Below are 23605 nucleotides of genomic sequence, written 5' to 3'. Positions count from 1 at the left end.
TTTGTGCGACCCTTGGTCCAGAAAACAACAGCGCCGCGCTATTGGCGCGGCGCTGGGCCCAAGTCTGTAAAGCGTCCTTTGAAAAAGGACGCTTTCAGAGGCGGGAGCGCTCTTAGTTCAACAGAGTTGTTGGATCGACAGAGTCGATGTTGAGGGCGGTGCCCACCGCTTCGTAAGTCAGCTTGCCGGCGTGGACGTTCAAACCTGCCAGCAGGTGTGCGTCGTCCTTACAGGCCTGCTTCCAGCCCTTGCTTGCCAGCGATAACATGAACGGCATGGTTGCGTTGCCCAGTGCGATGGTCGAAGTCCGGGCAACCGCACCGGGCATGTTGGCGACGCAGTAGTGCATGATGCCGTCAACTTCGTAAACCGGATTGGCGTGGGTGGTGGCTTTCGAGGTTTCAAAACAGCCGCCCTGATCGATCGCAACGTCTACCAGAGCCGCGCCGGGCTTCATGGTCGACAGCTGTTCGCGCGAGATCAGTTTGGGAGCAGCTGCGCCCGGGATCAGGACCGCACCGATGACCAGGTCGGCATCCTGGATCAGCTCGGCTGTCGCACCAGCGGTTGAATACTGGTTCTTGAAGGTTCCGCCGAACACATCGTCCAGATAGCGGAGACGCGGCAGCGAACGGTCCAGTACGGTCACATCCGCACCCATGCCTGCGGCAATCTTCGCTGCGTGGGTGCCTACGACGCCTCCGCCGATGACGATCACTTTGGCAGGGCCTACACCCGGTACACCACCCATCAGAACGCCGCGGCCACCGTTGGCCTTCTGCAGAGACCAGGATCCAACTTGCGGAGCCAAGCGACCGGCAACCTCGGACATCGGCGCCAGCAGCGGCAGGCCGCCATTGGAGTCAGTCACGGTCTCATAGGCAATCGCGGTGCAGCCGGATTCCAGCAGATCGTGAGTCTGGTCTGGATCGGGTGCCAGGTGCAGATAGGTGAACAGCAACTGACCTTCGCGCAGCATTTTACGCTCGACCGCCTGAGGCTCCTTGACCTTGACGATCATATCAGCCGTGGCGAACACTTCTTCTGCAGTGTCGACGATGCGGGCACCTGCCGCTACATAAGCATCGTTATCAAAGCCCGAGCCCATCCCGGCACCGGTTTCGATGATGACTTCGTGACCGCGGGCCACAGCTTCGCCAGCAGCGTTCGGGGTCATCCCGACGCGGAATTCCTGAGGTTTGATTTCCTTGGGGCAGCCGATTTTCATGTGAGACTCCATTCATAAACTGCCTAAATTATGGGCATAAATTGGCGCAATTTTTGTGAAACCCCACTTGCTAAACACACAATCTGCGGGAAAATATTCAGCATATAGACAACTTGACGCAATGGATGTGCGCAAATGACGATTGACGCAACAGATAGGAAGATTCTGGCTGCCCTGCAGCGCAAAGGGCGGATGTCAAATTCGGAATTGTCCGAACAGGTGAATCTATCCCCTTCGGCCTGCCACCGGCGCGTGCAGCGACTTGAGGCTGAGGGTTATATCAAGGACTACGTCGCCCTGTTGGACGCACGGAAGTTGAACGTTCCAACCACCGTGTTTGTCGAGATCACGTTGCAGGGTCAGGCGGAAGAAGTGCTGGAGGCGTTTGAAAAAGCCGTAGCACGGATTCCGGATGTGCTGGAATGCCATTTGATGGCGGGCACGGCGGACTACATTCTGAAGGTCGTCGCAGAAAATACCGAGGATTTTGCTCGCATTCATCGGCAATACCTGTCTCGCTTGCCTGGGGTGGCGCAGATGCAAAGCTCATTTGCTTTGCGCACGGTGTTCAAAACCACGGCTTTGCCTGTCTGAAACCAACTATTGGGGGTTAGCCTTGCGTCAATTCTGCCGCTTGTATCTGTCGTGCGGTCGGGCCAAAATCCATGTTTCCGACCTTATGTACGACCTCGGCACTTTGCGCTGACACTCCGTGGTTACACTGGCCGTGTACGGTCCGAACCCGATGAACGATAAGGAGCAGACCTTGGCTTACGAAAACAACAGCACGCCGAAAGGTTGGCTGGAAGCTGAACTGGAAGACACGCTGGACGAAGATTTCGAGATCGAATTCAGCGAACCCATGCTTTCGATGGAAGTGCGCAAGATTTACAAGGACCAGCATCCTGACATGCTGGATCGCAAGGTCTATTTTCGCAACCTTTTGCGGCTGCAGGCTGAACTTATCAAAGTTCAGGATTGGGTGGTCCATACAGGGGCCAAGGTCTGTATTCTATTTGAAGGGCGCGACAGCGCCGGTAAAGGGGGCGTGATCAAGCGGATCACGCAGCGTTTGAACCCTCGTGTAGCGCGTGTGGTCGCCTTGCCTGCACCCAGCCGACGCGAACAAAGCCAGTGGTATTTTCAGCGCTACGTGCCCCATTTGCCTGCGGCCGGTGAGATCGTGTTCTTCGATCGGTCCTGGTACAACCGCGCTGGTGTTGAACGCGTGATGGGATTTGCCAACGAGGATCAGGTCGAACAGTTCTTTCAGGACGTTCCTGAATTCGAACGGATGCTGGTGCGGTCGGGGATTATCCTGCTGAAATACTGGTTCTCGATTACAGACGAAGAACAGCAATTGCGATTCCTGATGCGTATTCACGATCCGATGAAGCAGTGGAAACTGTCACCGATGGATCTGGAATCCCGCATCCGGTGGGAGGCATACACCAAGGCCAAAGAGGATATGTTCTTTCGCACCAACATATCCGAGGCGCCTTGGTATATTGTTGAAGGCAACGACAAGAAACGCGAACGGCTCAATTGTATCGAGCACCTGCTGACCAAGATCCCCTATGAGGATGTGCCGCAGGAAAAGGTCAATCTGCCGGATCGGCGCTATAACCCCGAATACGAACGGCGCATTTTGCCGGATGAGCTACACGTGCCTAAGATATATTGATTTGGCAGGAAAGTGGTGCGGGAAAAGGATCCCCGCACCTGAACGGTTTGATTAACCCCAATCAAATCCGCAGTTCGTTTCGAAAACAAACACGCCGCACATGTCGTCATTCATGTCTTCGACTGTGGCTTCAACGGTTTCGATCATGTCGTCAGCGAAGTCGGTGTCGAACACCAGATCGAAATCATCCATCTCCGGGGTCGTGTCAGCCTGCTGCACCGGAGACCATTCGAACTGGTCAAATTGGGCTTGCAGCGCATGAACAAACGCTTCGATCCCGGCAAGGAAGGCCTGAACGTCAAAGCAGTCCGCGCCCGGTGCACCATTGTCAACGACAACTTCAGGTGTTTCTGGCTCGGGTTCTTCGACCTCGGTGACGTCGGTCTCCGGAGTTTCGGGTTCCTCGACCTCGACGACGTCAGTATCCGGCACATCGGATTCCGGGTCTTCAACTTCAGTCACATCGGTATCAGGCGTTTCCGGCTCTTCAGTTTCGGTCACGTCTGTTTCCGGAGTCTCCTCAACCGGGTCCTCGGTCTCGGTAACGTCAGTTTCTGGCGTTTCGTCTGCCGGTTGCTCGGTTTCCGTCACATCGGTGTCGGGTGTTTCGTCCGATGGTTCTTCGGTGACGTCTTCCTCCGGGGTCTCCTCTGCCGGTTCTTCGGCATCGGGAACTTCCGCTACCGGTGTTTCGTCAACTGGTTCCTCAGTCTCGGTCACATCGGTTTCCGGCACTTCTGGTTCGGTCGGGGTGGTAACCTCTTCCTCCTCTGGCTCAACAACTTCTTCAACCGGAGGCGTCACTGGCGGGGTGGTGCCGCCGTTATCAAGATCGACATCGCCCTGAGTCGCCGCAAAGTTCTGCGTCACCATGACAGCGTCGTACCCCTGCATGTCGCCTTCTTCGATCCCGATGCCGATATATTTGAAATCGGGGTTCAGAATGTTGGCGCGGTGGCCGGGGCTATTCATCAGGTTCTGGTGCAACTGGGCGATATCATCGCTGATACCGGGTGCGCCACGCTCGGATTGCCAGGCGATGTTTTCTCCGGTGCGCCAGCTCCCGGACAGGTCGAACCCTGCGGCTTGCATCCGTTGGGTCGCGGATGAACCACCCTGACCGGTGTGGCTGAACCGGTCGGTATCCAACATCCAGCTGCTGTGGTCCTCGGAAGATTCGTTCAGGTTGCGTTCAAGTTCCAGGGGATCAAGACCGCGGGATGTGCGCTCTTGGTTGATCAGCGCGAGCATTTCGCGCTCGACCGTACTTGCTGTCGACATCAGTGCCTCCGTTTTTGGTTATGTCTGAGTGGACGGCCTCACTTACAGACGATCAAAGAACGCTGAATAGGGCGGGTACGGCGATGGGCGTTTTTCGGCGGCAGAATGCAACCGAACGGCGATTCGCTGCGCTGTAAAATGCCGACTGCGGCGATTGCATCAAAATCGGCAGGTTGCCGCGAGGGTAAAGCCGGGAATTGGCGGGATCATCCGCCCTAAAAACGACAAACCCCCGGGCAGGGCCTCGGGGGTCGTCAAATAGTGTCATCCAAAGCTGGACGAGTCGCAGGAAGCTCTTAGAGCAAACCTTCGCGCTGTGCTTTCTTGCGTGCCAGTTTACGGGCACGGCGGATCGCTTCAGCTTTCTCGCGCGCTTTTTTCTCGGACGGTTTCTCGAAATGTTGCTTCAGCTTCATTTCACGGAACACGCCTTCGCGCTGCAGCTTTTTCTTCAGGGCACGAAGCGCCTGATCGACGTTATTGTCGCGAACACTAACCTGCATGTGGTTGTCACCACCTTTCTAGATAGAGTTGCAAGGAAATTGCAGGAAGTGGCCGTATAGCAAAGCACGCCTAACTTGTCTAGTACTGGACCCGCAGCCTCGGAGACCTGACATGACAGCAACCTATGAAGACACCAAAGAGCAGCTTCTCGATGCGATTCTGAACCATGTGCCGTTCGACGGCTGGTCGGAAACCAGCTTTCGTGCGGCCATCAGCGATTGCGATCTGGAGCCCGCGCTGGCCCGAGCGATCTGTCCGCGTGGTGCCGTCGATCTGGCACTGGCCTTTCATGCGCGAGGGGATGCCGCGATGTTGGAGCGGTTGAAATCCGAAGACCTGAGCGGGCTGAAATTCCGTGAAAAGATCGCCGCTGCCGTCCGTTTCCGCCTGCAGGCGGTCGAAGACAAAGAAGCAGTGCGCCGAGGTATGACTTTGTTCGCGTTGCCGATCCATGCCGCGGATGGGGCCAAGGCGGTCTGGGGCACCTGTGACCAGATCTGGATAGCGCTTGGCGATACTTCGGACGACGTGAACTGGTACACCAAACGTGCCACTCTGTCGGGCGTCTATTCTTCGACACTGTTGTATTGGCTGGGTGATGACAGCCCGGATTATCAGGCGACATGGGAATTCCTGGATCGGCGGATCGAGGGCGTAATGCAGTTTGAAAAGTTCAAGGCGCAGGTGAATGGCAACCCGCTGCTGAAACCGTTTCTGGCCGTCCCCAACTGGCTTGCGGGTCAGGTGAAGGCTCCGACGAAGTTGTCCAACAACCTGCCCGGTTCGCTGTCATCGGGAAAATAGTCGCAGCGTTTCCACTTGCCGCTGGGCCTCTGCGTTTTCGCCTGCTAGGCATTGGGCAAAGGAGATATGCCCATGACCCAGACAATGCGCGCTGTCGAGATCACCGAAGCTGGTGGCCCGGACGTTCTGCAACTGACGGAACGCCCGATGCCGGAACCGGCAGAGGGTCAAGTGGTTCTGAAAGTCGCGTACGCCGGGGTGAACCGTCCTGATGCGCTGCAGCGGGCGGGGGCGTATGATCCACCTCCCGGTGCAAGCGATTTGCCGGGGCTAGAGGCCTCGGGCGAGGTCGTCGCCATCGGCTCGGGTGTCGAAGGTCTGGTTGTTGGCGATCAGGTTTGCGCCCTGTTGCCCGGCGGCGGTTATGCTGAATATGTCGCAACGCCCGCCGCCCATTGCCTGCCTGTGCCTGCGGGTATGGGTTTGAAAGAAGCTGCCTGCCTGCCCGAAACCTTCTTTACTGTTTGGTCCAATGTCTTCACCCGTGGCGGCTTGAAGCCGGGGGAGCGGTTTCTGGTCCATGGCGGTTCCAGCGGGATCGGCACGACGGCCATTCAGCTGGCCAATGCGTTTGGCGCCCGCGTCTTTGCAACCGCCGGGTCGGCTGAGAAATGTGAGGCTTGTATCAAGCTAGGTGCCGAAAAGGCGATCAACTATCGCGACGAAGATTTCGTGGCTGCGATGCGCGCCGAGGGCGGGGCGAACCTGATCCTGGACATGGTCGGTGGTGATTATATCCCGCGCAACATCAAGGCTTTGGCGGAAGACGGGCGGCTGGTTCAGATCGCTTTCCTGCAAGGTCCGGTAGTCGAACTGAATTTTGCGCTGATGATGGTGAAACGCCTCACCCTGACTGGCAGCACCTTGCGCCCACAAAGCGATTTGGCCAAGGCGCGCATCGCGCAAGACTTGCGTGAAGCCGTGTGGCCATTGCTTGAGGCCGGGAAGGTCGCACCGGTGATGGATTCAGAATTCGATCTTTCTGATGCCGCCGTTGCACATGCGCGGATGGAAGCATCGGGCCACATTGGCAAGATCGTTCTGAAGGTCTCTGGTTAAGCTGCTGCCATGTAGTCAGGCGACCGCCCGGCGATACAGGTGCCATGTGGCGTGGCCTAGAACGGGCATGACGACGATCAGCCCCAGCAACATCGGGATCGCGCCCAGTACCAACATCGCGGCCACGATGGCCCCCCAGGTTAAGATCACACCCGGGTTCTGACGCAAGACCCGGACCGAGGTTACGACGGCCACGGGAACGCCCACTTTGCGATCCAGCAACAGCGGAAAGCTGACCACGCTTAGCGCCAATGCGACCAGTGCAAACAGGAAACCGGTGGCGGTGCCGATGATGATCATGCTCCAGCCTGCTCCGGTGGTGAACACTTCTGTCACGAATGCCATGGCCGAGGCCGGAGGTTCTGGCCCTAGGGTTTGCGCGTAGATGCCTTGCGCGACCATCAGCCAGATCATCAATAGCATGACCAGATAGAAGCCCAATGCCAGTATGGCTCCGAAGGAAGGCGAACGGAATACGCCGAACGCGTCCAGCCAATGAACGTCTCCGCCCTGTTCCCTCTTGCGACTGATCTCATAAAGCCCGACGGCGGCGACCGGCCCGATCAGGGCAAAACCCATGACAAGCGGGGCCAGCAGGGGCACCATGTCTTTGTTGAGCCCAATACCGAACATCAGCAGACCTGCGATTGGATAGATCAGAACGACAAAGATCGCATCGGCCCGGGTTTCGAGAAAATCGTTATATCCAGCTTTCAGGCATTCGCGCAGATCCTGCAGGGTCAGCGTATGCACCGTCGGCAGAGCCTGAACATCCGCGCTGCCGATCTCGGTCACGGATTCAGTGACATGATCGCTGGTTGCCCGCAGATTTCGGGCGACCCAGGTGATTGGGTTACCGATTGTCTTGTCCATGTTCATCCCCTTTTCTGGCGTGGGTGCGCCGCGGGATGCATCCGGCGTGGCAATTCGCGTGACCGGATCAGCCGGCAACGTCTGCCCAATTACAACGTCTCGTTGCATTATAGCACATATTGCGAAATTTTGCCCGATCACCCTTGCAGAGCCGGAAGGATTGCTCTGCCGCACAGGCGTGTTAGCTTTGTTTCCACAGGCAAGGGAGGCATTCATGCAGCAGACAGCACGCACAGTCGTCATACACGAATCCGGCGGCCCCGAGGTTCTTCGGATTGAGGATCGCCCGCTTGGCGATCCCGGCCTGGGTGAGGTGCGCATTCGCCATCATGCCTGCGGATTGAATTTCATCGATGTGTACCAGCGTACCGGCCTTTATCCGCTGGAGTTGCCTCATGCGTTGGGAATGGAAGCGGCCGGAGTCGTTGAGGCGGTAGGCGAAGGCGTTACGCATCTTGCCCCCGGCCAACGCGCGGCCTATGCCGCAGGCCCATCGGGAGCATATTCCGAAGCGCGCGTGATGCCTGCAGCACAGGTTTGTCCGCTGCCCGAGAGTATCTCGTTCCGCACCGCAGCGGCCATGATGCTAAAGGGCATGACGGTCGAATACTTGTTTCACCGAACAACGCCGCTGAGGCGCGGAGATACCGTGTTGTTCCACGCGGCTGCCGGAGGTGTGGGACTGATCGCCTGCCAATGGGCGAAATCCGAAGGCATCAAACTGATCGGGACAGCGGGAACGGATGAGAAATGCAGCCTGGCGCAATTCAATGGCGCGTCACATTGCATCAACTACCGGACCGAGAATTTTGTCGAGCGTGTCGCCGAGATCACCGGAGGCAAAGGGGTTGATGTGGTGATGGACTCCATCGGTGCGGACACGTTTGAGGGATCGCTAGATTGCCTGAAACCCTTGGGCATGATGATCTCATTCGGAAACGCTTCGGGGCCAGTGCCGCCTGTCGATCTGGGAATGCTTGCGCAGCGGGGATCTCTGAAGGTGACGCGGCCAACCTTGTTCACGCATATCTCGGATCACGCCACCTGTCAGGCGATGGCGCGACGCTTGTTTGGCAAAGTGGACGGGCGCGAGGTCAAGATCCATGTCGATCAGGAGTTTCCGTTGGATCAAGTTGCTGATGCGCATCGTGCTTTGGAAGCACGACAAACCACCGGCAGCACAGTCTTGGTGCCCTAGCGGCACGGGCCCGGCGCAAATAGCCGGGCCCTACCTTCTCATCAAAACCGATATGCGACGCGCAGTTGAACTGTAGTTGCGTCAACATCGACGCCCGATGAGTTGAAGTCGTCGAACTCATGATACAGAATCTCGCCTCCAACGCTGATATTGGGGGCTACGATCTGCTCATAGCCTGCGCCGATGAACCAGCCATCGTCACTGCCCAGATTATCGGTATCCGCATCGGCATAACCGGCGGTGCCATAAAGCAGGCCCTGCGGGTTCACCTTGTAGCCCGCGCGCGCTTTGAGCCGCCAGACATTCTCGACCGTGGCGGCGCCGGAAAGGTCTACGTCGCTCCAGTCATAGTCGAAGCCACCTCCGACGACCCAATCGCCCAGATCGTAATCATATCCAAGGATGATACCGCCGATCGCACCATCGCCGTCGACGCCTGATACGTTTGTGTCGATGTCCGCATAACCAAACTGTGCACCGCCGTAGAATCCAGTCCAGTTGCCTGAGGATTGCGCCATGGCGGATCCCGCAGCCAATACGGCGACCGAGGTGATCAGTGCCAATCTTCCTGTCATCGTCTCATTCCTTTCGCTCGAAACCTGCTGCCAATCAAATCTAATGGCAGCGTTATGATTGAATCTACGTTCCGGCCCTTAGGCCGGATCAGTGATGTTTTGACTGTCCCGAACAACTTTATTCTGGCCGGTGCCCCGGCGTGGGCCCACTCAGGTTGGGCTCTTTTCTCATATGCTAGATAGGGTGAAACATGATGCCTTCAAACGAAGATCGGCGGCAGATACGATCTGCCGCCGATGCACAAAGGTCTTGTCAGCGAATTATTGCTGTAGTTCAGCCGGGTCTTTGTCGGCGATGTCTTCCCAGTTCGCGCTGGCTTTCTCAACAAAGCCCGGAATGTCGCCTTCCCAACGCTCCTGAATGTCTTGTGACAGGTTCAGATACAGCTTGTTGTCGACGATTTTCCAGTAGTTCGGGTCACCATCGAACTTGAAGCCCATTGCGGTGCCAAATGCGCAATAGCCGCCGTAAGCAGGCAGATAGGCCTCTGGGTTCGCCTCAAAAGCGGCTTTGTTCTCTTCCGATGCAAAACGGTACAGGGCGTCGTTGTGCAGCGTGGTGATTTTGTAATCACCCTTGGTTGCTTCGCCAACGGTGAAATAGGCAACCGGGTCATAGCCCTGCATTGCCAATCCGGTCGAGCTTGCGTTGATTTCGACGCCAGCCGCCATTGCTGAGCTTGCGATCGCAACCGACAGCGCGACTCCGCTGATGATGGATTTGAACGTGTTCATGACTTCACCTTTCGTGAATAGGCTCGCTGAAGAGCACTGTAATTTTGCCCGGGCGAACCGGATTTGATTGTCGCGACGCCTGTAATTGGCCGTCACAAAATCCCAGTTGGGGAATGGCCCGATCACGTTCAAAGCAATCAATTGTGATTGTGCAATCACAAAGACCGGTTGTTCATTCCTGCACGTCAGGCACCAGCGCCAGGACAAAATCGACCACCTTTTCCGCAGGCATTTCGCAGGGGCGAAGCAATGCGCCGCTTTTCTGTGTGAGATAAAGGTTCAGGCTGATGTAATCCAGCCCGCCCAATTGATGAGCCGCCAGTTTGTGAGATTTCCCGCAGGCCATGATCTGATGCGATACCAAATATCGATGCGGCCCAACGGAACCGGTGAACGTGCCGACCGGCAGATCATGAAACGCTTTCAGAAACGCGCTGGGCGCTGTCACGATTTCCCGATTTTCGGTTCTGTCCCCGCCTTGATCCGCGCTAGGTTGGCGCTGTGCCGCCAGTAGAGCAGCAAGGTCAGAGCAATTCCAAGAACGAAGGTACTGCCATCTGTCAGCACCATGATCCAGGTGGTGGATAGGGCGGCGGCGGCCAGCGCACCAACGGATGAAATACGCCAGATCAGCGCCGCGACCAGCCATGTCAAGCAGCAGGCGACACCCACGCGCCAGTCAAGTGCCAGCCAAAGGCCCAGAAAAGTCGCAACGCCTTTGCCGCCTTTGAAGCCCAGCCAGACCGGAAAGCAATGCCCGAGGAACGCGGCCAACGCGGCGATCTGCGCGGCATCTTCACCAGCCAAAGCGCGTGCCAGCAGAACAGCAACGGCACCCTTGGCTGCATCAAACAGCAATGTCAGCGCTGCCGCAGCCTTATTGCCGGTTCGCAGGACGTTGGTTGCGCCGATATTGCCCGACCCGATTTGCCTCAGATTTCCCAGACCCATCACGCGCGCGACGATCATGCCAAAGGGTATGGAGCCTAGCAGGTATCCCAACGCGGCCCACAGGATGAGCTGAGTCATTGTGCTGTCGATCAGGGGCATCAGGCTCTCCGGTACACTTCTTGTCCAGCGACAAAGGTTGCGGTGACCTTACCCTGCATCCGCTGACCGTCAAACGGTGTGTTCTGCGATTTCGATTTCAGCGTAAATCGGTCCAGAACAAAGGGAACATCCGGGTCGAACTGCACCAGATCGGCAGGCGCGCCTAGGGCCAGGCGACCGCTCTCCAACCCCAGCCGTTTGGCCGGATTGAGGGCCATGGCGCGGAACAGGGTTGGCAAGTCCAGCTGTTCGGAATGATATAGCCGAAGCGCAGCAGGCAGCAGTGTTTCCAGCGCCACCGCGCCCGAGGCCGCCTCTTCAAACGGCAGTCGCTTGCTTTCCTCATCCTGCGGCGTGTGCATGGAGCTGATCGTATCGATCAGACCGGTTCGCACCGCTTCGATCACGGCTTGCCGGTCATCTTCGGATCGCAGTGGAGGCTTAATCTTGAAGAAGGTGCGATAATCGGACACGTCCAATTCGTTCAACGTCAGATGGTGGATCGAGGTGCCTGCTGTGATGTCCAGCCCGTTGCGCTTGGCGCGCTCCAGTGCGGGTAGGGCGCGGGCGGTGGTGATCTGATCGGCGTGATAGGCGGCCCCGGTCATTTCAAGCAGGGCGATGTCGCGGTCCAACCCCATACGCTCGGCCATAGGCGATACGGCAGGCAAGCCTCGCAGTGCGGCGAATTTGCCGCTGGTGGCCGCGGCACCGCTGCTCAGGCCCGGCTCTTGCGGGTGGGCAATCACAAGCGCGCCACAGGATTTGGCGTAGGTCAGCGCGCGTGAGAACACCTTGGTATTGGTGATGACATGATCGCAATCGGTGAAGGCCACAGCTCCCGCGTCTTGCAGGAACCCGATCTCGGTCATCTCACGCCCTTCGCGCCCTTTGGTCAGGGCGGCCATCGGCAAGACGTTTACCGGCGCGTCCGCTTGCGCGCGGCGGGTGGCAAACTCCAGCGTTTCGGGTGTATCGACGGCAGGCAGCGTGTCTGGACGGGTGACGATGGTCGTCACTCCCCCGGCGGCAGCGGCCAAACCCGCAGATTTATAACTCTCCTTGTGTCGCTCACCGGGCTCGCAAACCTTAACGCCAATGTCGACGATACCGGGCGCAAGGCATTGCCCACCGCAATCGACCACCTGCGTGTCAGCGTCTGGGGCCGTGCCTTCACCAAGCGCTGCGATCCGACCATCGGCAATCTGCAGCCAGCCGATGCTATCTGTGCCAGCTTCGGGGTCGATCAGGCGAGCGTTAGTAAAAATCAGATTGCTCATGCCATGGCCCTTTCGATTGCAGCTTTGGTGGCGGCGGGGTCCGCCTGATATTTGATCAGGTGCTTGTCGCCGCCTTTTGTGAAGATCTGGACAAAGCTGCCAATGGTATTGACCGCCTGAATTTGGTTCAGCGCCACCTTGCGCGGACCAGGACCAGTGAGAGTGGTGCCCGTCATTTCCCACTTGGCGACCAGTTCTTCCGAAGCCAAATACCAAGCGCGGATGGTGATGGCGGCCAACCCTGCGGGTGCGCCGGTCCAGACGTAAGGATTGCCGATCAACCATAGCACGACCATTGCGGCCGCCATTGCAAAGGCGGCGAGCCATGCGTTGGTGCGGACATAAGCGCCCTTGTCTGAGGAGAAGGTCACAGGATCAGCCACAAGGCACCTCCGACGGCGATCAGAATCAGCAAGGCAATGACGGCTGAACCGATGCGGCTTGGTTTATTATCCACTGGCGGGCTTTGCGCGGCCGAGAACGGTTTTGCGCTTTCGGTCTCAATCGTGCCGCCGGACCAGTTGGTAGCCTCTTCGGTGAACAGGCCAATCAGATGCAGGCGGGGATCGAGGGAAAGGGTTGCAGATCGACCACCCAGCGCCGCACTGCGCAGGACCATCACCCAGCCTTCGATGGCCTCCAATTTCGTGCGGTCCAACTGGTCTTCCGAGACACCGCAGCCTTCGCTGAGATAGCCATAAAGCCCGAGATCTTCGAGGTCGGATACCGGAAAAATGTCGATCTGTTCTGGATCCAGCCCCTCGACACCCAACACCTGATCAACAGCCCCCGGTTCGCGCAGGAATTTCGCTTCTTCCGGGCGCATGTCCAGCGAGAACAGGCGGATCACACCGCGCTCATGGGGGGCGATGATCAGATCGTTCATGCGGCTTCTCGCACGTTGCGCGCCAGCAGGTCCATGGCGGCCATGCGGACGGCAACGCCCATCTCGACCTGTTCCTGAATGACGGATCGGTTGATGTCATCGGCCAGAGTGCCGTCGATCTCGACCCCGCGGTTCATTGGACCGGGGTGCATCACGATGGCGTCTGGCTTGGCCAGCGCCAGCTTTTCAGCGTTCAGACCGTAGCGGTGATAATATTCGCGTTCCGAGGGGATAAAGCCGCCGTCCATCCGTTCCTTCTGAAGGCGCAGCATCATCACAACGTCGACGTCTTTCAGACCCTCATTTATATCATCATAGATCTCGGCCCCGAATTCCGCGAATTGCGACGGCACCAGCGTCGGCGGGCCGATCAGACGGATGCGGTTTTCCATCTTGCCCAGCAGGATCAGGTTCGAACGCGCCACGCGCGAATGCGCCACGTCTCCGCAAATCGCGATGTTCAGCCGGTGTAGGCGGCCTTTGGCACGGCGGATGGTCAGCGCGTCCAGCAGCGCTTGCGTCGGGTGTTCGTGCCGCCCGTCACCTGCGTTCAAAACGGCGCAGTTTACCTTCTGCGCCAGCAGGTCGACCGCGCCAGAATGAGGATGCCGTACCACCAGCAGATCGGGATGCATCGCGTTCAGCGTCATAGCCGTATCAATCAGAGTCTCGCCCTTTTTGATCGAACTGGCCTGCATCGCCATGTTCATCACATCAGCCCCCAACCGCTTGCCCGCCAGTTCAAAACTGGCCTGCGTGCGGGTTGAGTTTTCAAAGAACATGTTGATTTGAGTCAGGCCCGACAGCACGTCCGAATGCTTAGCCGATTGCCGGTTCAGATCGACATAGGTTTCGGCCAGATCAAGGATAGCGGTGATATCGGATTGCGACAGATGCTCGATGCCAAGAAGGTGACGATGGGCGAAACGCATGGGCGGGCTCCTGTCTGACAATCGGACCGCTTATAGGAAGCCATGCAGGCCAAGGCAACCTAAGGTTCCGACCCTTCGGGCAGTTTCTCGCATCCACCTTCGGGCAGGCATTGTTCCCCTGGTTTGCACCACTTGCCATAGCCACAATCAATGGCCTTGATCGGAACACAGCCCTGATAAGCCGAGCATTTAAATCCGGGTCGGCATTGCGAACCGGTTTCTTCACACAGAAACCAGCCGGGGCGCGAACATCCGCCGCCCGGCAAGCAGGATGAACCGGCTCCGCAACTCCTACCATCTGCGCAGGTTGTGGGTGGAGCTGGGACCAAATCCGGTCGGCTGCGCTCGCATTCCCCGCGCCCGTTGCAGAAGCTGCCACCGGGGCAATCCAGGCGCGAGGTGCACTTGTTCGCCCCCGCCGGGGCGCAACGGGTTCCTCCTGCCACGCAGCGCTCGAACGGGCCGCAGGTGCGCCCACCTCCACAATAGGTGTGTCCCGGCGGGATACAGCGGCCATCAAAGCTGCAGCGCTGGCCTGCGGGGCAACAACCGCGCCCGCATTGCAGCTGTCCGGCGCGGCATTGTGTAATCCGATCAAACAGCTGCGCACTCGCCGAACCGCCAGAGGTTGCCAGCAATAGAGCAATCAGAAGGAATCGCAGAAATGACAGCATGACCCTGCCATGGTCGGTGCGACCCTGTGCCATGGCAAGGTCTATTCGCTTTCCCTCGGTCAAAAGCTGGTTAGATTGAGGGTTATGGAATCGGGCTTGGACCATCATACCGCGCGGGCGCTGCTGGAATGGCAGATCGAGCTGGGCGCAACCGAGGCGATCGGCGACGCGCCGGTGGATCGCTATGCGTTGCCGGACAAAGCGGCCAAGGCTAAGAAACCAGCTGCGGTTGAACCTGCGAAAAAACCAGAGCCGGTCGATGCCGCAGCTGTTGCAAAACAGGCGGCGAAAACCGCTGGATCGCTCGTCGATTTGCGTGCGGCGATGGAGGCGTTTGATCTTTGCGACCTCAAACGCGGCGCGCGGCAGTTGGTGTTTGCCGATGGCACCCCCGGTGCACGGGTAATGATCATCGGCGAAGCGCCCGGCCGTGATGAGGATCGCGAAGGTAAGCCCTTTGTCGGGCGCGCTGGGCAATTGCTGGACCGGATGCTGGCCGCGATTGATCTGGATCGGCGCGAGAATGTCTACATTACCAACGTGTTGCCGTGGCGGCCCCCGCAGAATCGCGATCCCAAGCCGGAAGAGATTGGCATGATGAAGCCGTTTCTGGAACGGCATGTGGCGTTGGCCAAGCCCGAGGTGCTGGTGGTGATGGGCAATATTAGCTGTCAGGCCTTGCTGGGCAAACGCGGTATCACGCGGCTGCGCGGGAAATGGGATCAGGCGCTGAACCTACCGGTCATCCCGATGTTCCACCCGGCCTACCTGCTGCGTCAACCGCAGATGAAGCGACAGGCCTGGGCCGATCTGCTGGACCTGCAAGCACGGCTGAGGCGCGCGGGATGAGAGTTCTGGCGTTTTCCGATCTTCATATGGCGCGCAACCGGGCCGCTGATCTGGTGGTCGCCAGCGCCGAGGCTGATCTTGTCATCGGAGCGGGGGATTTTTGCAATGCGCGGCGGGGCCTGAAAGAAGCGATGCAGATGCTGTCGGGCATTGCAGCGCCACTGATCCTGGTGCCGGGCAACGCTGAGAGCGCCGAGGAACTTACAGCCGCTGCGCCCGAAGGCGCGCATGTTCTGCACGGGACGGGCATGACATTGGATGGTCTGCGCCTGTTCGGGCTGGGTTACGGTGTGCCGGTGACGCCTTTCGGAGACTGGTCCTGCGATCTTACTGAAGCTGAAGCATCGGAACTGCTGGACCGGTGCGAGGCTGCGGATGTTCTGATCGCGCACTCTCCGCCAAAAGGATATGGGGATGTGACATCGCAAGATGTGTCGGTCGGCTCGACCGCAGTTCGGGACGCGGTTGAACGCATCCAGCCCGATTTTGTCTTTTGCGGTCATATCCACGACAGTTGGGGATACCGCGGCATGCTCGGGCGGTCTCAGATCGCCAATCTGGGCCCAAAACCACATTGGTTCGAGGTAACAACGTGATCGAGACAGTGACATTGATGGCCTTCGTCCCAGCCGCACTGGTGCTGAATTTCACACCCGGCGCTGACATGATGTTCTGTTTCGGGCAAGGGTTACGGTCCGGGTCACGACCAGCGATGATGGCCAGCCTCGGTGTTTCGACGGGTCTGATGGTGCAAGTTTTGCTGGCGGGGCTTGGACTTGGGGCGTTGGTATCAGCCGTGCCTTGGCTGTTTGACGTTATCCGGTGGATGGGCGTTGCTTATCTGTTGGTTCTTGCATGGGGCGCAATCCGGAAAGGGGCAGTGTCGGACGATGCAGCAGTCAAGCCTGCTCATTTCGCGTTTCGCGAGGGGTTGCTGGTGAACCTGACCAATCCCAAGGTCATTCTGTTTGTTTTGGCCTTTATCCCTCAGTTCGTGGACCCAGCAAACGGCCCGGTTCTGCTGCAATTCCTAACCTTTGGTGCAATCATTACTTTGGGCAGCATTCTAGTGAATGGGATGGTCGGTATCTTTGCGGGCGGAGCAGGGCGCATTTTGATCTCAAACCCACGCGCTTCACGTATCATTGGATGGGTCACGGGCGGGATATTCGCGGCTCTTGCCATCCGGCTTGCCATTATGGAAAGGGCTTGACGACATATGTCGCGCATTGACGAAAGCATTGAGTTCATCCCCGTCCGTATTGCGGTTCTGACCGTGTCGGATACACGCTCACTGGACGACGACCGCTCGGGCCAGACGCTTGTCGACCGGATCGAAACGGCTGGACATTCGGTGGCGGACCGCAAGATCATTCAGGACGAACGCGCCCAGATTGCCGAGCAATTGCGCAGTTGGATTGCGGATCCTGAAATCGACGTCGTGATCTCGACCGGCGGCACAGGTCTGACGGGTCGCGATGTGACAGTCGAGGCACATCGGGATGTTTATGAAAAAGAGATCGAAGCGTTTGGCACCGTTTTCACCATCGTGTCCATGGAAAAGATAGGAACTTCTGCCGTGCAGTCCCGCGCCACAGGCGGAGTTGCAGGCGGAACCTATCTGTTTGCGTTGCCGGGCAGCCCGGGTGCCTGCAAAGACGCTTGGGATGCGATTCTGGAGAAGCAGTTCGATTATCGCCACCGGCCCTGTAATTTCGTTGAAATAATGCCCAGATTGGACGAACACCTGCGACGGAAGTAGACTGGTTCTGCGTTTAATGGATCATAACCGCTTTGTGGCTTGGCATTTTTTGCGACCCGGCTACCTATGCGGAAGGCAGCATGTGCGACCAAAGGTGAGTGACCGATGCGATTTCTGCGGCAAAGCCTTGTTGGGGTCTTCCTGGCGTTTCTGACGCTGGGCCTGCTGATCGTTGCCGCACAGATGATCTCGGGCGCGGTTCAGGATGTGCTGACGCGGGACAATCAGGCACCTGAGGCGCGGGAACGCATATTCGCCGTTACCGTGCGAACCGCCGAGCCGGAAACCGTCACTCCTTATCTGGAAGCGTTTGGCCAGATTCAAAGCCGCCGCCGGTTAGAGCTGCGCGCGGCCTTGGGTGGGCGCGTTGTATCACTGGCCGAAGATTTTGAAGATGGCGGTACCGTAACGGCGGGAGAATTGCTGGTCGAACTGGACCCAGCCGATATGCAATCGGCTCTGGACCGTGCCAAATCCGATCTTCTCGATGCCCAGTTTGAAGAGCGGGACGCCGAACGCTCGCTGCTGTTGGCGCAGGATGAGTTGAAATCAGCCGAGGCACAGGCCGAACTTCGCGACCGGGCGCTGCAGCGCCAGCAGGACCTGCAGACGCGAGGTGTCGGGGCTGCTGCAAGCGTCGAAGAAGCGGAACTGGCCGCAACATCGGCTCATCAGGCAGTTCTCGCGCGCAGGATCGCTTTGGCGCAGGCCGAATCTCGTGTGGATCAGGCAACAACCTTGTTTGCGCGGGCTCGTATCGCGTTGGAAGGGGCCGAGCGTGACCTGGAGGATATGACGATCCATGCCGGGTTTGATGGGACGCTGACCGAGGTCACTTTGGTTGAAGGCCGCTTGGTCGCGGCCAACGAAAAGCTGGCCGAACTCGTCGACCCCAATGCGCTTGAGGTCGCGTTTCGGGTTTCCACCGCGCAATTCGTGCGGTTGCTGGACGCGCAAGGTGATCTGATCTCAGCCCCGGTGACTGTATCGCTTGAGGTCACGGGGACCGATCTCACTGCCACCGGCCTGATCAGTCGCGATAGCGGCGCGGCGGGTGAAGGGCAAACCGGGCGTCTGATCTATGCGCGTCTCGACGACGCGCCGGGATTCAAGCCGGGGGATTTTGTCACCGTTTCGATTGAAGAACAGCCCCTCGATAATGTGGTCCGTCTGCCATCCTCGGTTCTGGACGCCACGGGCAACGTGCTTGTTCTCGGCCCCGATGACCGGCTGGAACCGTTGGCTGTGCAATTGATCCGTCGTCAGGGCGATGAGGTGCTTTTGCGTGGTGAAGGCCTGGAAGGCCGCGAGGTTGTGATTGGCCGGACGCCTCTGCTGGGTTCGGGTGTACGTGTGCGGCCCCTACGGATTGAGGCGAACGCTGAAACTGATCCGGGCATGGTCGAGCTTTCGGACGAAAAGCGCGCTCAGCTTGTGGCTCAGGTCGAGGCCAGTGATGCGATGTCTCAGGAAGACAAAGCCCAAGTATTGGGCCAGTTGAGCGAGGCCAAAGTGCCCGCCACCCTAATACGCCGTCTTGATGACAATCGGGCCGGGGGCTAAGCGCGATGATCCGCGACATTCCCAACGCGGCGGGCGGTATCCTCAGCTATTTCACCCGGCACCGGACTGCGGCCAATCTGTTGCTGCTGATCATGCTGGTGCTGGGGGCCGCCGCGATCCCTAACATGCGGGCACAGTTCTTTCCTGATGTGATTCTCGAACGCGTCGATGTGAACGTTCAATGGGACGGCGCAGGCCCCGAGGATGTCGACAATGGCATCGTCCAATTGCTGGAACCTGCGTTACTGGCGGTTGAGGGTGTTGCCAGTACTGAATCGACCTCACGTGAGGGAACTGCGCAGGTCCGGCTGGAGTTTGAGCCGAACTGGGACATGTCTCGCGCGGTTGAGGAGGTCCGGACCGCCGTCGATAGCGTCACCAACCTGCCCGAAGACGCCGAGGAACCAACCATCAGGCGCGGCGCTTGGCGGGATCGTGTCACGGATGTGGTCATCACGGGGCCCATCGAAGCTGAACAACTGGCCAAATTCACCGATGAATTGATAAGCCGCCTGTTTGCGGTTGGTGTCACGCGGACAACGATCCGGGGACTGGCCGCGCCGCGTGTGGTGGTCGAAGTCCCCACCGCACAGTTGATCGCCAATGATATCTCGCTTTCGGATATTGCCGAGGCCATTGCGGCAGAAGTCACCGCGAACCCCGCGGGCGATGTCACAGGTGCCAATGCGCGTATTCGGACAGGTGTTGAGAAACGCACCCCGGAAGAGATCGAAGGCATCGCCCTGCGCAACTTTGCCGATGGCTCAAAGCTGGTTGTGGGCGATGTGGCTGAAATTCGGGTCGAAGGGGTCACGCGCAACCGCAGCTATTTCGTCGGTGACAATCCGGCGATGTCGATCCGCGTCGACCGGTCCAATTTGGGCGATGCCATCGGAATTCAGCGCGATGTCGAGGACGTCGTGGCCGAGATGCAGGCCAGCCTGCCCGAAGGTATCACGGTTGAGCTGATCCGCACCCGCGCACAAGCGATCACCGACCGACTGGATATTCTGGTCGACAATGGGCTGGTCGGGCTTGGGCTGGTGGTTTGTCTACTCTTCCTGTTTCTGAACGCCCGCATCGCTTTCTGGGTGGCTGCCGGTATTCCGGTGGCAATGTCTGCGGCGATTGCGCTGATGTATCTGGGCGGGTTGTCGCTGAACATGGTGTCTCTGTTCGGTTTGATTATTACCTTGGGCATCGTGGTTGATGACGCCATCGTCGTGGGAGAGCACGCCGATTTCCGTGCCCGCCGTTTGGGCGAAGCGCCAATCGTAGCTGCAGAACGCGCTGCCCGCCGTATGGCGATGCCGGTGTTTGCTGCAACAGTGACCACGGTCATCGCCTTCTTTGGTCTCACCGCCATCGGTGGCCGCTTCGGAGAGCTGATCCGAGACATCCCGTTCACCGTTATCGCTGTCCTGATTGCCTCACTGATCGAATGCTTCCTGATCCTGCCGAACCATATGGCCCATGCCATCGCGCATTCGGCTAAGGAGCATTGGTATGACTGGCCCAACCGGGTTGTGAACAAGGGCTTCCGCTGGGTGCGCGACCACCTGTTCCGCCCGCTGGTCGCTTGGGTGGTCTGGGCACGGTATGTGGTTGTTGCACTGATGGTGGTGATACTGGCCAGCCAGATTGCTCTGTTCATTCGGGGCGATGTGAATTGGCGGTTCTTCAACGCACCGGAACGCGGCTCGGTCACTGGCAATTTCATCATGGTCGAAGGGGCGACGCGCGCTGAGACGCTGGAAATGATGCGCATGGTCCAGAAAGCCACGGAAGAACTGGGTCAGGTTTACGAAGAACGCCATGGCCGCAATCCAATCGAATACGTTCTAGCCGAGGTTGGCGGTTCGGCCGGATGGGGGCTGCGCGCGGCGGATGGCAAGGATGACGATCTACTGGGCGGCATCTCGATCGAGCTGATTGATGCCGACTTGCGCCCCTATTCCAGCTTTGAATTTGTGGGCGAGCTGCAGGATTTCGTGCCGCGCCACCCGAAGGTTGAGCTGCTTAGCTTCCGTGGCTGGCGTTCAGGGCCCGGTGGCGATGCGATTGACGTGCAGTTCTACGGTGCGGATGTGAACACATTGAAATCTGCATCCGAGGACCTCCAGGCGGAACTCGCGAAATACCCTGAAGTTTCAGCGCTCGAGGATAACCTCGCCTATGACAAGGAAGAGTTCATTCTGGACCTCACCGCGCAGGGTCAGGCGCTGGGTTTCCGCATCGAAACACTGGGCCGAGTGTTGCGAAACCGGCTGAACGGGATTGAGGCCGCGACCTTCCCGGATGGTCCGCGTAGCACCGAGATTCGGATCGAACTGCCCGAGGGCGAACTGACTGCAGATTTCCTCGAACGCACATTGATGCGGACTCCGGATGGCGTTTATGTCCCGCTCGCCGATATCGTCTCGGTCGAGCGTAAATCGGGTTTCTCGACCGTCCGGCGCGAAAATGGTCTGCGGGTCATCTCGGTGAATGGTGATATTTCCGAGGACGACCCGGCGCAGGCTGCCGAAATCGCCCGCGCCATGCGCGAAGAGATATTGCCAAACATCGCCGCCGAACGGCAGGTCGAATGGCGCATGGCTGGCCTGAGTGAGCAGGAGGATGAATTCCTGTCCGAGGCCCGCACAGGCCTGATCCTGTGTCTGACCGGAATTTATCTGGTATTGGCTTGGGTCTTTGCCAGTTGGACAAGGCCCTTGGTGGTCATGGCGATCATTCCCTTTGGCCTCGTGGGCGCGATCTGGGGGCATTACCTGTGGGGCGTGCCGTTAAGCATGTTCACCGTCGTCGGCCTGTTGGGCATGACCGGGATCATCATCAACGACTCGATTGTTCTGGTGACCACAATCGACGGATACCGGAAAGAGCGCGGGTTGGTGCCGTCAATCGTAGAAGGTACGGCAGATCGTTTGCGGCCTGTGATGCTGACCACGCTGACCACGGTACTGGGGCTGACGCCCTTGATGTACGAAAGTTCGCAGCAGGCGCAGTTTTTGAAACCGACGGTGATCACACTGGTCTATGGGCTGGGCTTTGGCATGGCCCTGATCCTGCTGCTAGTGCCTGCGTTGCTGGCCATCCTGAACGACATCTCACGCCCGATGACATCGATGAGACGGGCCTTGCGCGCGCCGGACAGGGTGGTACGCAATGCCGTGCGCGCAACGGGCGCAGCGTTGGCGATCTGGCTGGGTGCCTCGATGATCTGGCCCGTAGTGACAGGTGCGCCGTTGGTGCTGCTCTCGGGTCTCTACCCCGCCGCCGAAGGTCCAAGTGTGCTGCAAATGGGCTTTGGCGTTTTCGTAGCGGGTGCGACCGTGATCCTGCTGGTGGGTGTCGTGCTGTCCAGCTTGCTTTATGCACGCTTGTCGGATCGGGTTGAGGCTTGATCCATCTCTAAAGCACGCCGCAAAAGATCGGGAACGCGGTCGCTCATTGGCAGGTCGCCGCTGGTGATCTGGTCCACCGGAAACCACTGAGCGTCCTGCGCGTCGTCTGCAGCGACAGGCGTGCCGGTTACATAGCGACACGCAACTCCGACCAGCAGGTAGTGCGCCCGGGTCTGCCCGCTATCATCGCGCAGCAAAAGGTCGAGATTGTCGAGATAGACCAAAGGCTCAGCAATCACACCGGTCTCTTCCCGCAGCTCGCGGGTGGCGGCGTCCAGAACCGTTTCACCCCATTCCACATGGCCGCCTGGAAAGCCCCACAACCCCTGATCGGGTTGCTTGCTGCGTTGCACCAAAAGTACCTGGCCATCGTTCAGCACGACAGCCAAGGCACCGATCTTTGGGGTCTGGCTCATCCGGTCAGCCTGCGCTGCATCCTTGGATATCGACAGCGTGGTTTGCCCCCAGAACCGTGATGCGCACTTCGGACCGATCCAGCGCAAATGGCCCGCCGGAGGCACCGATAATCTCCGAGCTTGCGATCAGGGTGTTGCCCTGACGGCGTGTATCGGGCTGCGATGCCCAGAGTGCCGGGTTTCCTGGTTCAATGACGGCGAATTCGGACCCGCCCGCTGAAGGCATGGTGATACGCGCCTCGATCCGCATTCCGTCTGCAGTGGGAGTCAATTGGCACGTCGCATCCGCCACGCCTGCTTCGCGTTCGGAAAACGGGCGCTGGGCGAGGGCTGCGGCGATGGCCGGATTGCGTGCAGCGTCGGCATCCATTGTGTGATCGAATTGCAACCGACCCGGCACGCAGACATCCTTACACACGCCCAAGTCCATCTCGCCGCGCAAACGCACGGGTTTGGCAGGGTTCTTAGGCGTGATTTCGACGGGCAGTACAAGTTGATCCTCATACCCGACCGAGCGCAGCCCGTTCTGATCAAACACATGCGGCGCGGGCCATGTGAAGGCTATGTCTGCAATATTGCGAGAGCCTTTCCAATCAAACTGCGGCGGAATGCCCGCATCGCCGGGTGCGCGCCAATAGGTCTTCCACCCGTCCTTGAGCTTTAGACGCAAGGCCCCCTGATAGTTACCTTCGGCGGTTTTGCCGCCGTCCAACACCTCAAGCTGAACCAGATTATCAACCCCCTGCGCAGTGGCGGGGGCACCAAAACAAAGGCTGACGGCCAACACGGCTGCAGCAGATTTGCAAAGCGCTTTCATATGCAGAACATGCGCATTCCGGTCGTGA

25 protein-coding genes are annotated in these 23605 nt (G+C 58.7%); 11 read left to right on the top strand and 14 right to left on the bottom strand.

The genetic code is table 11. The features are described from left to right. Nucleotides 1-112: 112 nt before the first annotated feature. Entirely contained in the window at nucleotides 113-1228 is a 1116-nt protein-coding gene (gene ald, locus ACRZ9U_RS12375) for an alanine dehydrogenase (protein ID WP_170408397.1), read from the bottom strand. 135 nt (nucleotides 1229-1363) lie between these two features. On the opposite strand from ald, the gene ACRZ9U_RS12370 reads away from it, so the two are divergent. Further along, nucleotides 1364-1822, top strand: a complete 459-nt coding sequence (locus ACRZ9U_RS12370; protein WP_170408396.1) for an Lrp/AsnC family transcriptional regulator — start codon at nucleotides 1364-1366, stop codon at nucleotides 1820-1822. Nucleotides 1823-1973: 151 nt separating this feature from the next. Then, the gene (gene ppk2, locus ACRZ9U_RS12365) at nucleotides 1974-2912 is read left to right on the top strand and encodes a polyphosphate kinase 2 (RefSeq protein ID WP_480901961.1); all 939 of its coding nucleotides are present in this window, start codon (nucleotides 1974-1976) and stop codon (nucleotides 2910-2912) included. 51 nt (nucleotides 2913-2963) lie between these two features. Here ppk2 and ACRZ9U_RS12360 read toward each other — a convergent pair whose 3' ends face one another. Both ACRZ9U_RS12360 and rpsU read right to left on the bottom strand, forming a co-directional pair. Continuing rightward, entirely contained in the window at nucleotides 2964-4193 is a 1230-nt protein-coding gene (locus ACRZ9U_RS12360; RefSeq protein WP_170408395.1) for a CAP domain-containing protein, read from the bottom strand. 296 nt (nucleotides 4194-4489) lie between these two features. Further along, complete coding sequence (rpsU, locus tag ACRZ9U_RS12355) at nucleotides 4490-4696, bottom strand: 30S ribosomal protein S21 (RefSeq protein WP_005614280.1); 207 nt, start codon at nucleotides 4694-4696, stop codon at nucleotides 4490-4492. Between the two features lie 112 nt (nucleotides 4697-4808). Between rpsU and ACRZ9U_RS12350 the strand changes: the two genes are divergently transcribed. Both ACRZ9U_RS12350 and ACRZ9U_RS12345 read left to right on the top strand, forming a co-directional pair. Continuing rightward, nucleotides 4809-5501, top strand: coding sequence for a COQ9 family protein (locus ACRZ9U_RS12350; protein WP_170408394.1), 693 nt, complete (start codon nucleotides 4809-4811; stop codon nucleotides 5499-5501). 72 nt (nucleotides 5502-5573) lie between these two features. Continuing rightward, nucleotides 5574-6560, top strand: coding sequence for an NAD(P)H-quinone oxidoreductase (locus ACRZ9U_RS12345; RefSeq protein ID WP_170408393.1), 987 nt, complete (start codon nucleotides 5574-5576; stop codon nucleotides 6558-6560). 15 nt (nucleotides 6561-6575) lie between these two features. On the opposite strand, the gene ACRZ9U_RS12340 is transcribed toward ACRZ9U_RS12345, so the two are convergent. Beyond that, nucleotides 6576-7433 (bottom strand): DUF2189 domain-containing protein, encoded by an 858-nt coding sequence (locus tag ACRZ9U_RS12340; RefSeq protein ID WP_170408392.1) that lies wholly within the window; start codon nucleotides 7431-7433, stop codon nucleotides 6576-6578. Between the two features lie 214 nt (nucleotides 7434-7647). Between ACRZ9U_RS12340 and ACRZ9U_RS12335 the strand changes: the two genes are divergently transcribed. Next, on the top strand, nucleotides 7648-8631 hold the full coding sequence (locus ACRZ9U_RS12335; RefSeq protein WP_170408390.1) for a quinone oxidoreductase family protein: 984 nt from the start codon (nucleotides 7648-7650) through the stop codon (nucleotides 8629-8631). 41 nt (nucleotides 8632-8672) lie between these two features. Here ACRZ9U_RS12335 and ACRZ9U_RS12330 read toward each other — a convergent pair whose 3' ends face one another. From ACRZ9U_RS12330 to ACRZ9U_RS12295, 8 genes are all read right to left on the bottom strand, one after another. Beyond that, complete coding sequence (locus ACRZ9U_RS12330) at nucleotides 8673-9206, bottom strand: porin family protein (protein ID WP_170395659.1); 534 nt, start codon at nucleotides 9204-9206, stop codon at nucleotides 8673-8675. A gap of 261 nt (nucleotides 9207-9467) precedes the next feature. Then, nucleotides 9468-9941 (bottom strand): YHS domain-containing (seleno)protein, encoded by a 474-nt coding sequence (locus tag ACRZ9U_RS12325; RefSeq protein ID WP_170395661.1) that lies wholly within the window; start codon nucleotides 9939-9941, stop codon nucleotides 9468-9470. A gap of 172 nt (nucleotides 9942-10113) precedes the next feature. After that, the gene (locus ACRZ9U_RS12320) at nucleotides 10114-10389 is read right to left on the bottom strand and encodes a hypothetical protein (RefSeq protein WP_480901945.1); all 276 of its coding nucleotides are present in this window, start codon (nucleotides 10387-10389) and stop codon (nucleotides 10114-10116) included. Then, nucleotides 10386-10991, bottom strand: coding sequence for a glycerol-3-phosphate 1-O-acyltransferase PlsY (gene plsY, locus ACRZ9U_RS12315; protein WP_170395665.1), 606 nt, complete (start codon nucleotides 10989-10991; stop codon nucleotides 10386-10388). The genes ACRZ9U_RS12320 and plsY overlap by 4 nt, the downstream gene beginning before the upstream one ends. Next, nucleotides 10991-12271, bottom strand: a complete 1281-nt coding sequence (pyrC, locus tag ACRZ9U_RS12310) for a dihydroorotase (protein WP_170408387.1) — start codon at nucleotides 12269-12271, stop codon at nucleotides 10991-10993. Before pyrC ends, plsY begins: the two co-directional genes overlap by 1 nt. Beyond that, entirely contained in the window at nucleotides 12268-12654 is a 387-nt protein-coding gene (locus tag ACRZ9U_RS12305; protein ID WP_170408386.1) for a hypothetical protein, read from the bottom strand. Before ACRZ9U_RS12305 ends, pyrC begins: the two co-directional genes overlap by 4 nt. After that, complete coding sequence (locus ACRZ9U_RS12300) at nucleotides 12639-13157, bottom strand: hypothetical protein (protein ID WP_170408385.1); 519 nt, start codon at nucleotides 13155-13157, stop codon at nucleotides 12639-12641. Before ACRZ9U_RS12300 ends, ACRZ9U_RS12305 begins: the two co-directional genes overlap by 16 nt. Further along, entirely contained in the window at nucleotides 13154-14089 is a 936-nt protein-coding gene (locus tag ACRZ9U_RS12295) for an aspartate carbamoyltransferase catalytic subunit (RefSeq protein ID WP_170408384.1), read from the bottom strand. The genes ACRZ9U_RS12300 and ACRZ9U_RS12295 overlap by 4 nt, the downstream gene beginning before the upstream one ends. A 758-nt stretch (nucleotides 14090-14847) precedes the next feature. Here ACRZ9U_RS12295 and ACRZ9U_RS12290 point away from each other — a divergent pair. The 6 genes from ACRZ9U_RS12290 to ACRZ9U_RS12265 all read left to right on the top strand — a co-directional run bounded on the left by ACRZ9U_RS12290 (nucleotide 14848) and on the right by ACRZ9U_RS12265 (nucleotide 22344). Beyond that, nucleotides 14848-15612, top strand: coding sequence for a uracil-DNA glycosylase (locus ACRZ9U_RS12290; protein ID WP_480901938.1), 765 nt, complete (start codon nucleotides 14848-14850; stop codon nucleotides 15610-15612). Further along, a complete protein-coding gene (locus tag ACRZ9U_RS12285; protein WP_170395679.1) occupies nucleotides 15609-16208 on the top strand; it encodes a metallophosphoesterase family protein in 600 nt (199 codons plus the stop codon). Before ACRZ9U_RS12290 ends, ACRZ9U_RS12285 begins: the two co-directional genes overlap by 4 nt. Further along, on the top strand, nucleotides 16205-16825 hold the full coding sequence (locus ACRZ9U_RS12280; protein WP_170408383.1) for a LysE family translocator: 621 nt from the start codon (nucleotides 16205-16207) through the stop codon (nucleotides 16823-16825). Before ACRZ9U_RS12285 ends, ACRZ9U_RS12280 begins: the two co-directional genes overlap by 4 nt. A gap of 6 nt (nucleotides 16826-16831) precedes the next feature. Next, nucleotides 16832-17374 carry a molybdenum cofactor biosynthesis protein B gene (gene moaB, locus ACRZ9U_RS12275; protein ID WP_170408382.1) on the top strand — a complete coding sequence of 181 codons (543 nt, stop codon included), beginning with the start codon at nucleotides 16832-16834 and terminating at the stop codon, nucleotides 17372-17374. 105 nt (nucleotides 17375-17479) lie between these two features. Then, complete coding sequence (locus ACRZ9U_RS12270) at nucleotides 17480-18937, top strand: RND family efflux transporter (RefSeq protein WP_170408381.1); 1458 nt, start codon at nucleotides 17480-17482, stop codon at nucleotides 18935-18937. Between the two features lie 5 nt (nucleotides 18938-18942). Beyond that, nucleotides 18943-22344, top strand: coding sequence for an efflux RND transporter permease subunit (locus ACRZ9U_RS12265; RefSeq protein WP_170408380.1), 3402 nt, complete (start codon nucleotides 18943-18945; stop codon nucleotides 22342-22344). Here ACRZ9U_RS12265 and ACRZ9U_RS12260 read toward each other — a convergent pair. Together ACRZ9U_RS12260 and ACRZ9U_RS12255 are read right to left on the bottom strand one after the other, a co-directional pair. Continuing rightward, nucleotides 22311-22760: an NUDIX hydrolase gene (locus ACRZ9U_RS12260; RefSeq protein ID WP_170408379.1), complete on the bottom strand. Its 450-nt coding sequence runs from the start codon at nucleotides 22758-22760 to the stop codon at nucleotides 22311-22313. The two genes, ACRZ9U_RS12265 and ACRZ9U_RS12260, sit on opposite strands and share 34 nt — an antisense overlap. Nucleotides 22761-22764: 4 nt before the next feature. After that, nucleotides 22765-23577 carry a protein-disulfide reductase DsbD domain-containing protein gene (locus ACRZ9U_RS12255; protein WP_170408378.1) on the bottom strand — a complete coding sequence of 271 codons (813 nt, stop codon included), beginning with the start codon at nucleotides 23575-23577 and terminating at the stop codon, nucleotides 22765-22767. Nucleotides 23578-23605 lie beyond the last annotated feature (28 nt).

The organism is Ruegeria sp. D7 (assembly GCF_056534355.1).
Note: the sequence above shows the minus strand (reverse complement) of the source record. Positions and strands in the feature narration are given on the sequence as shown.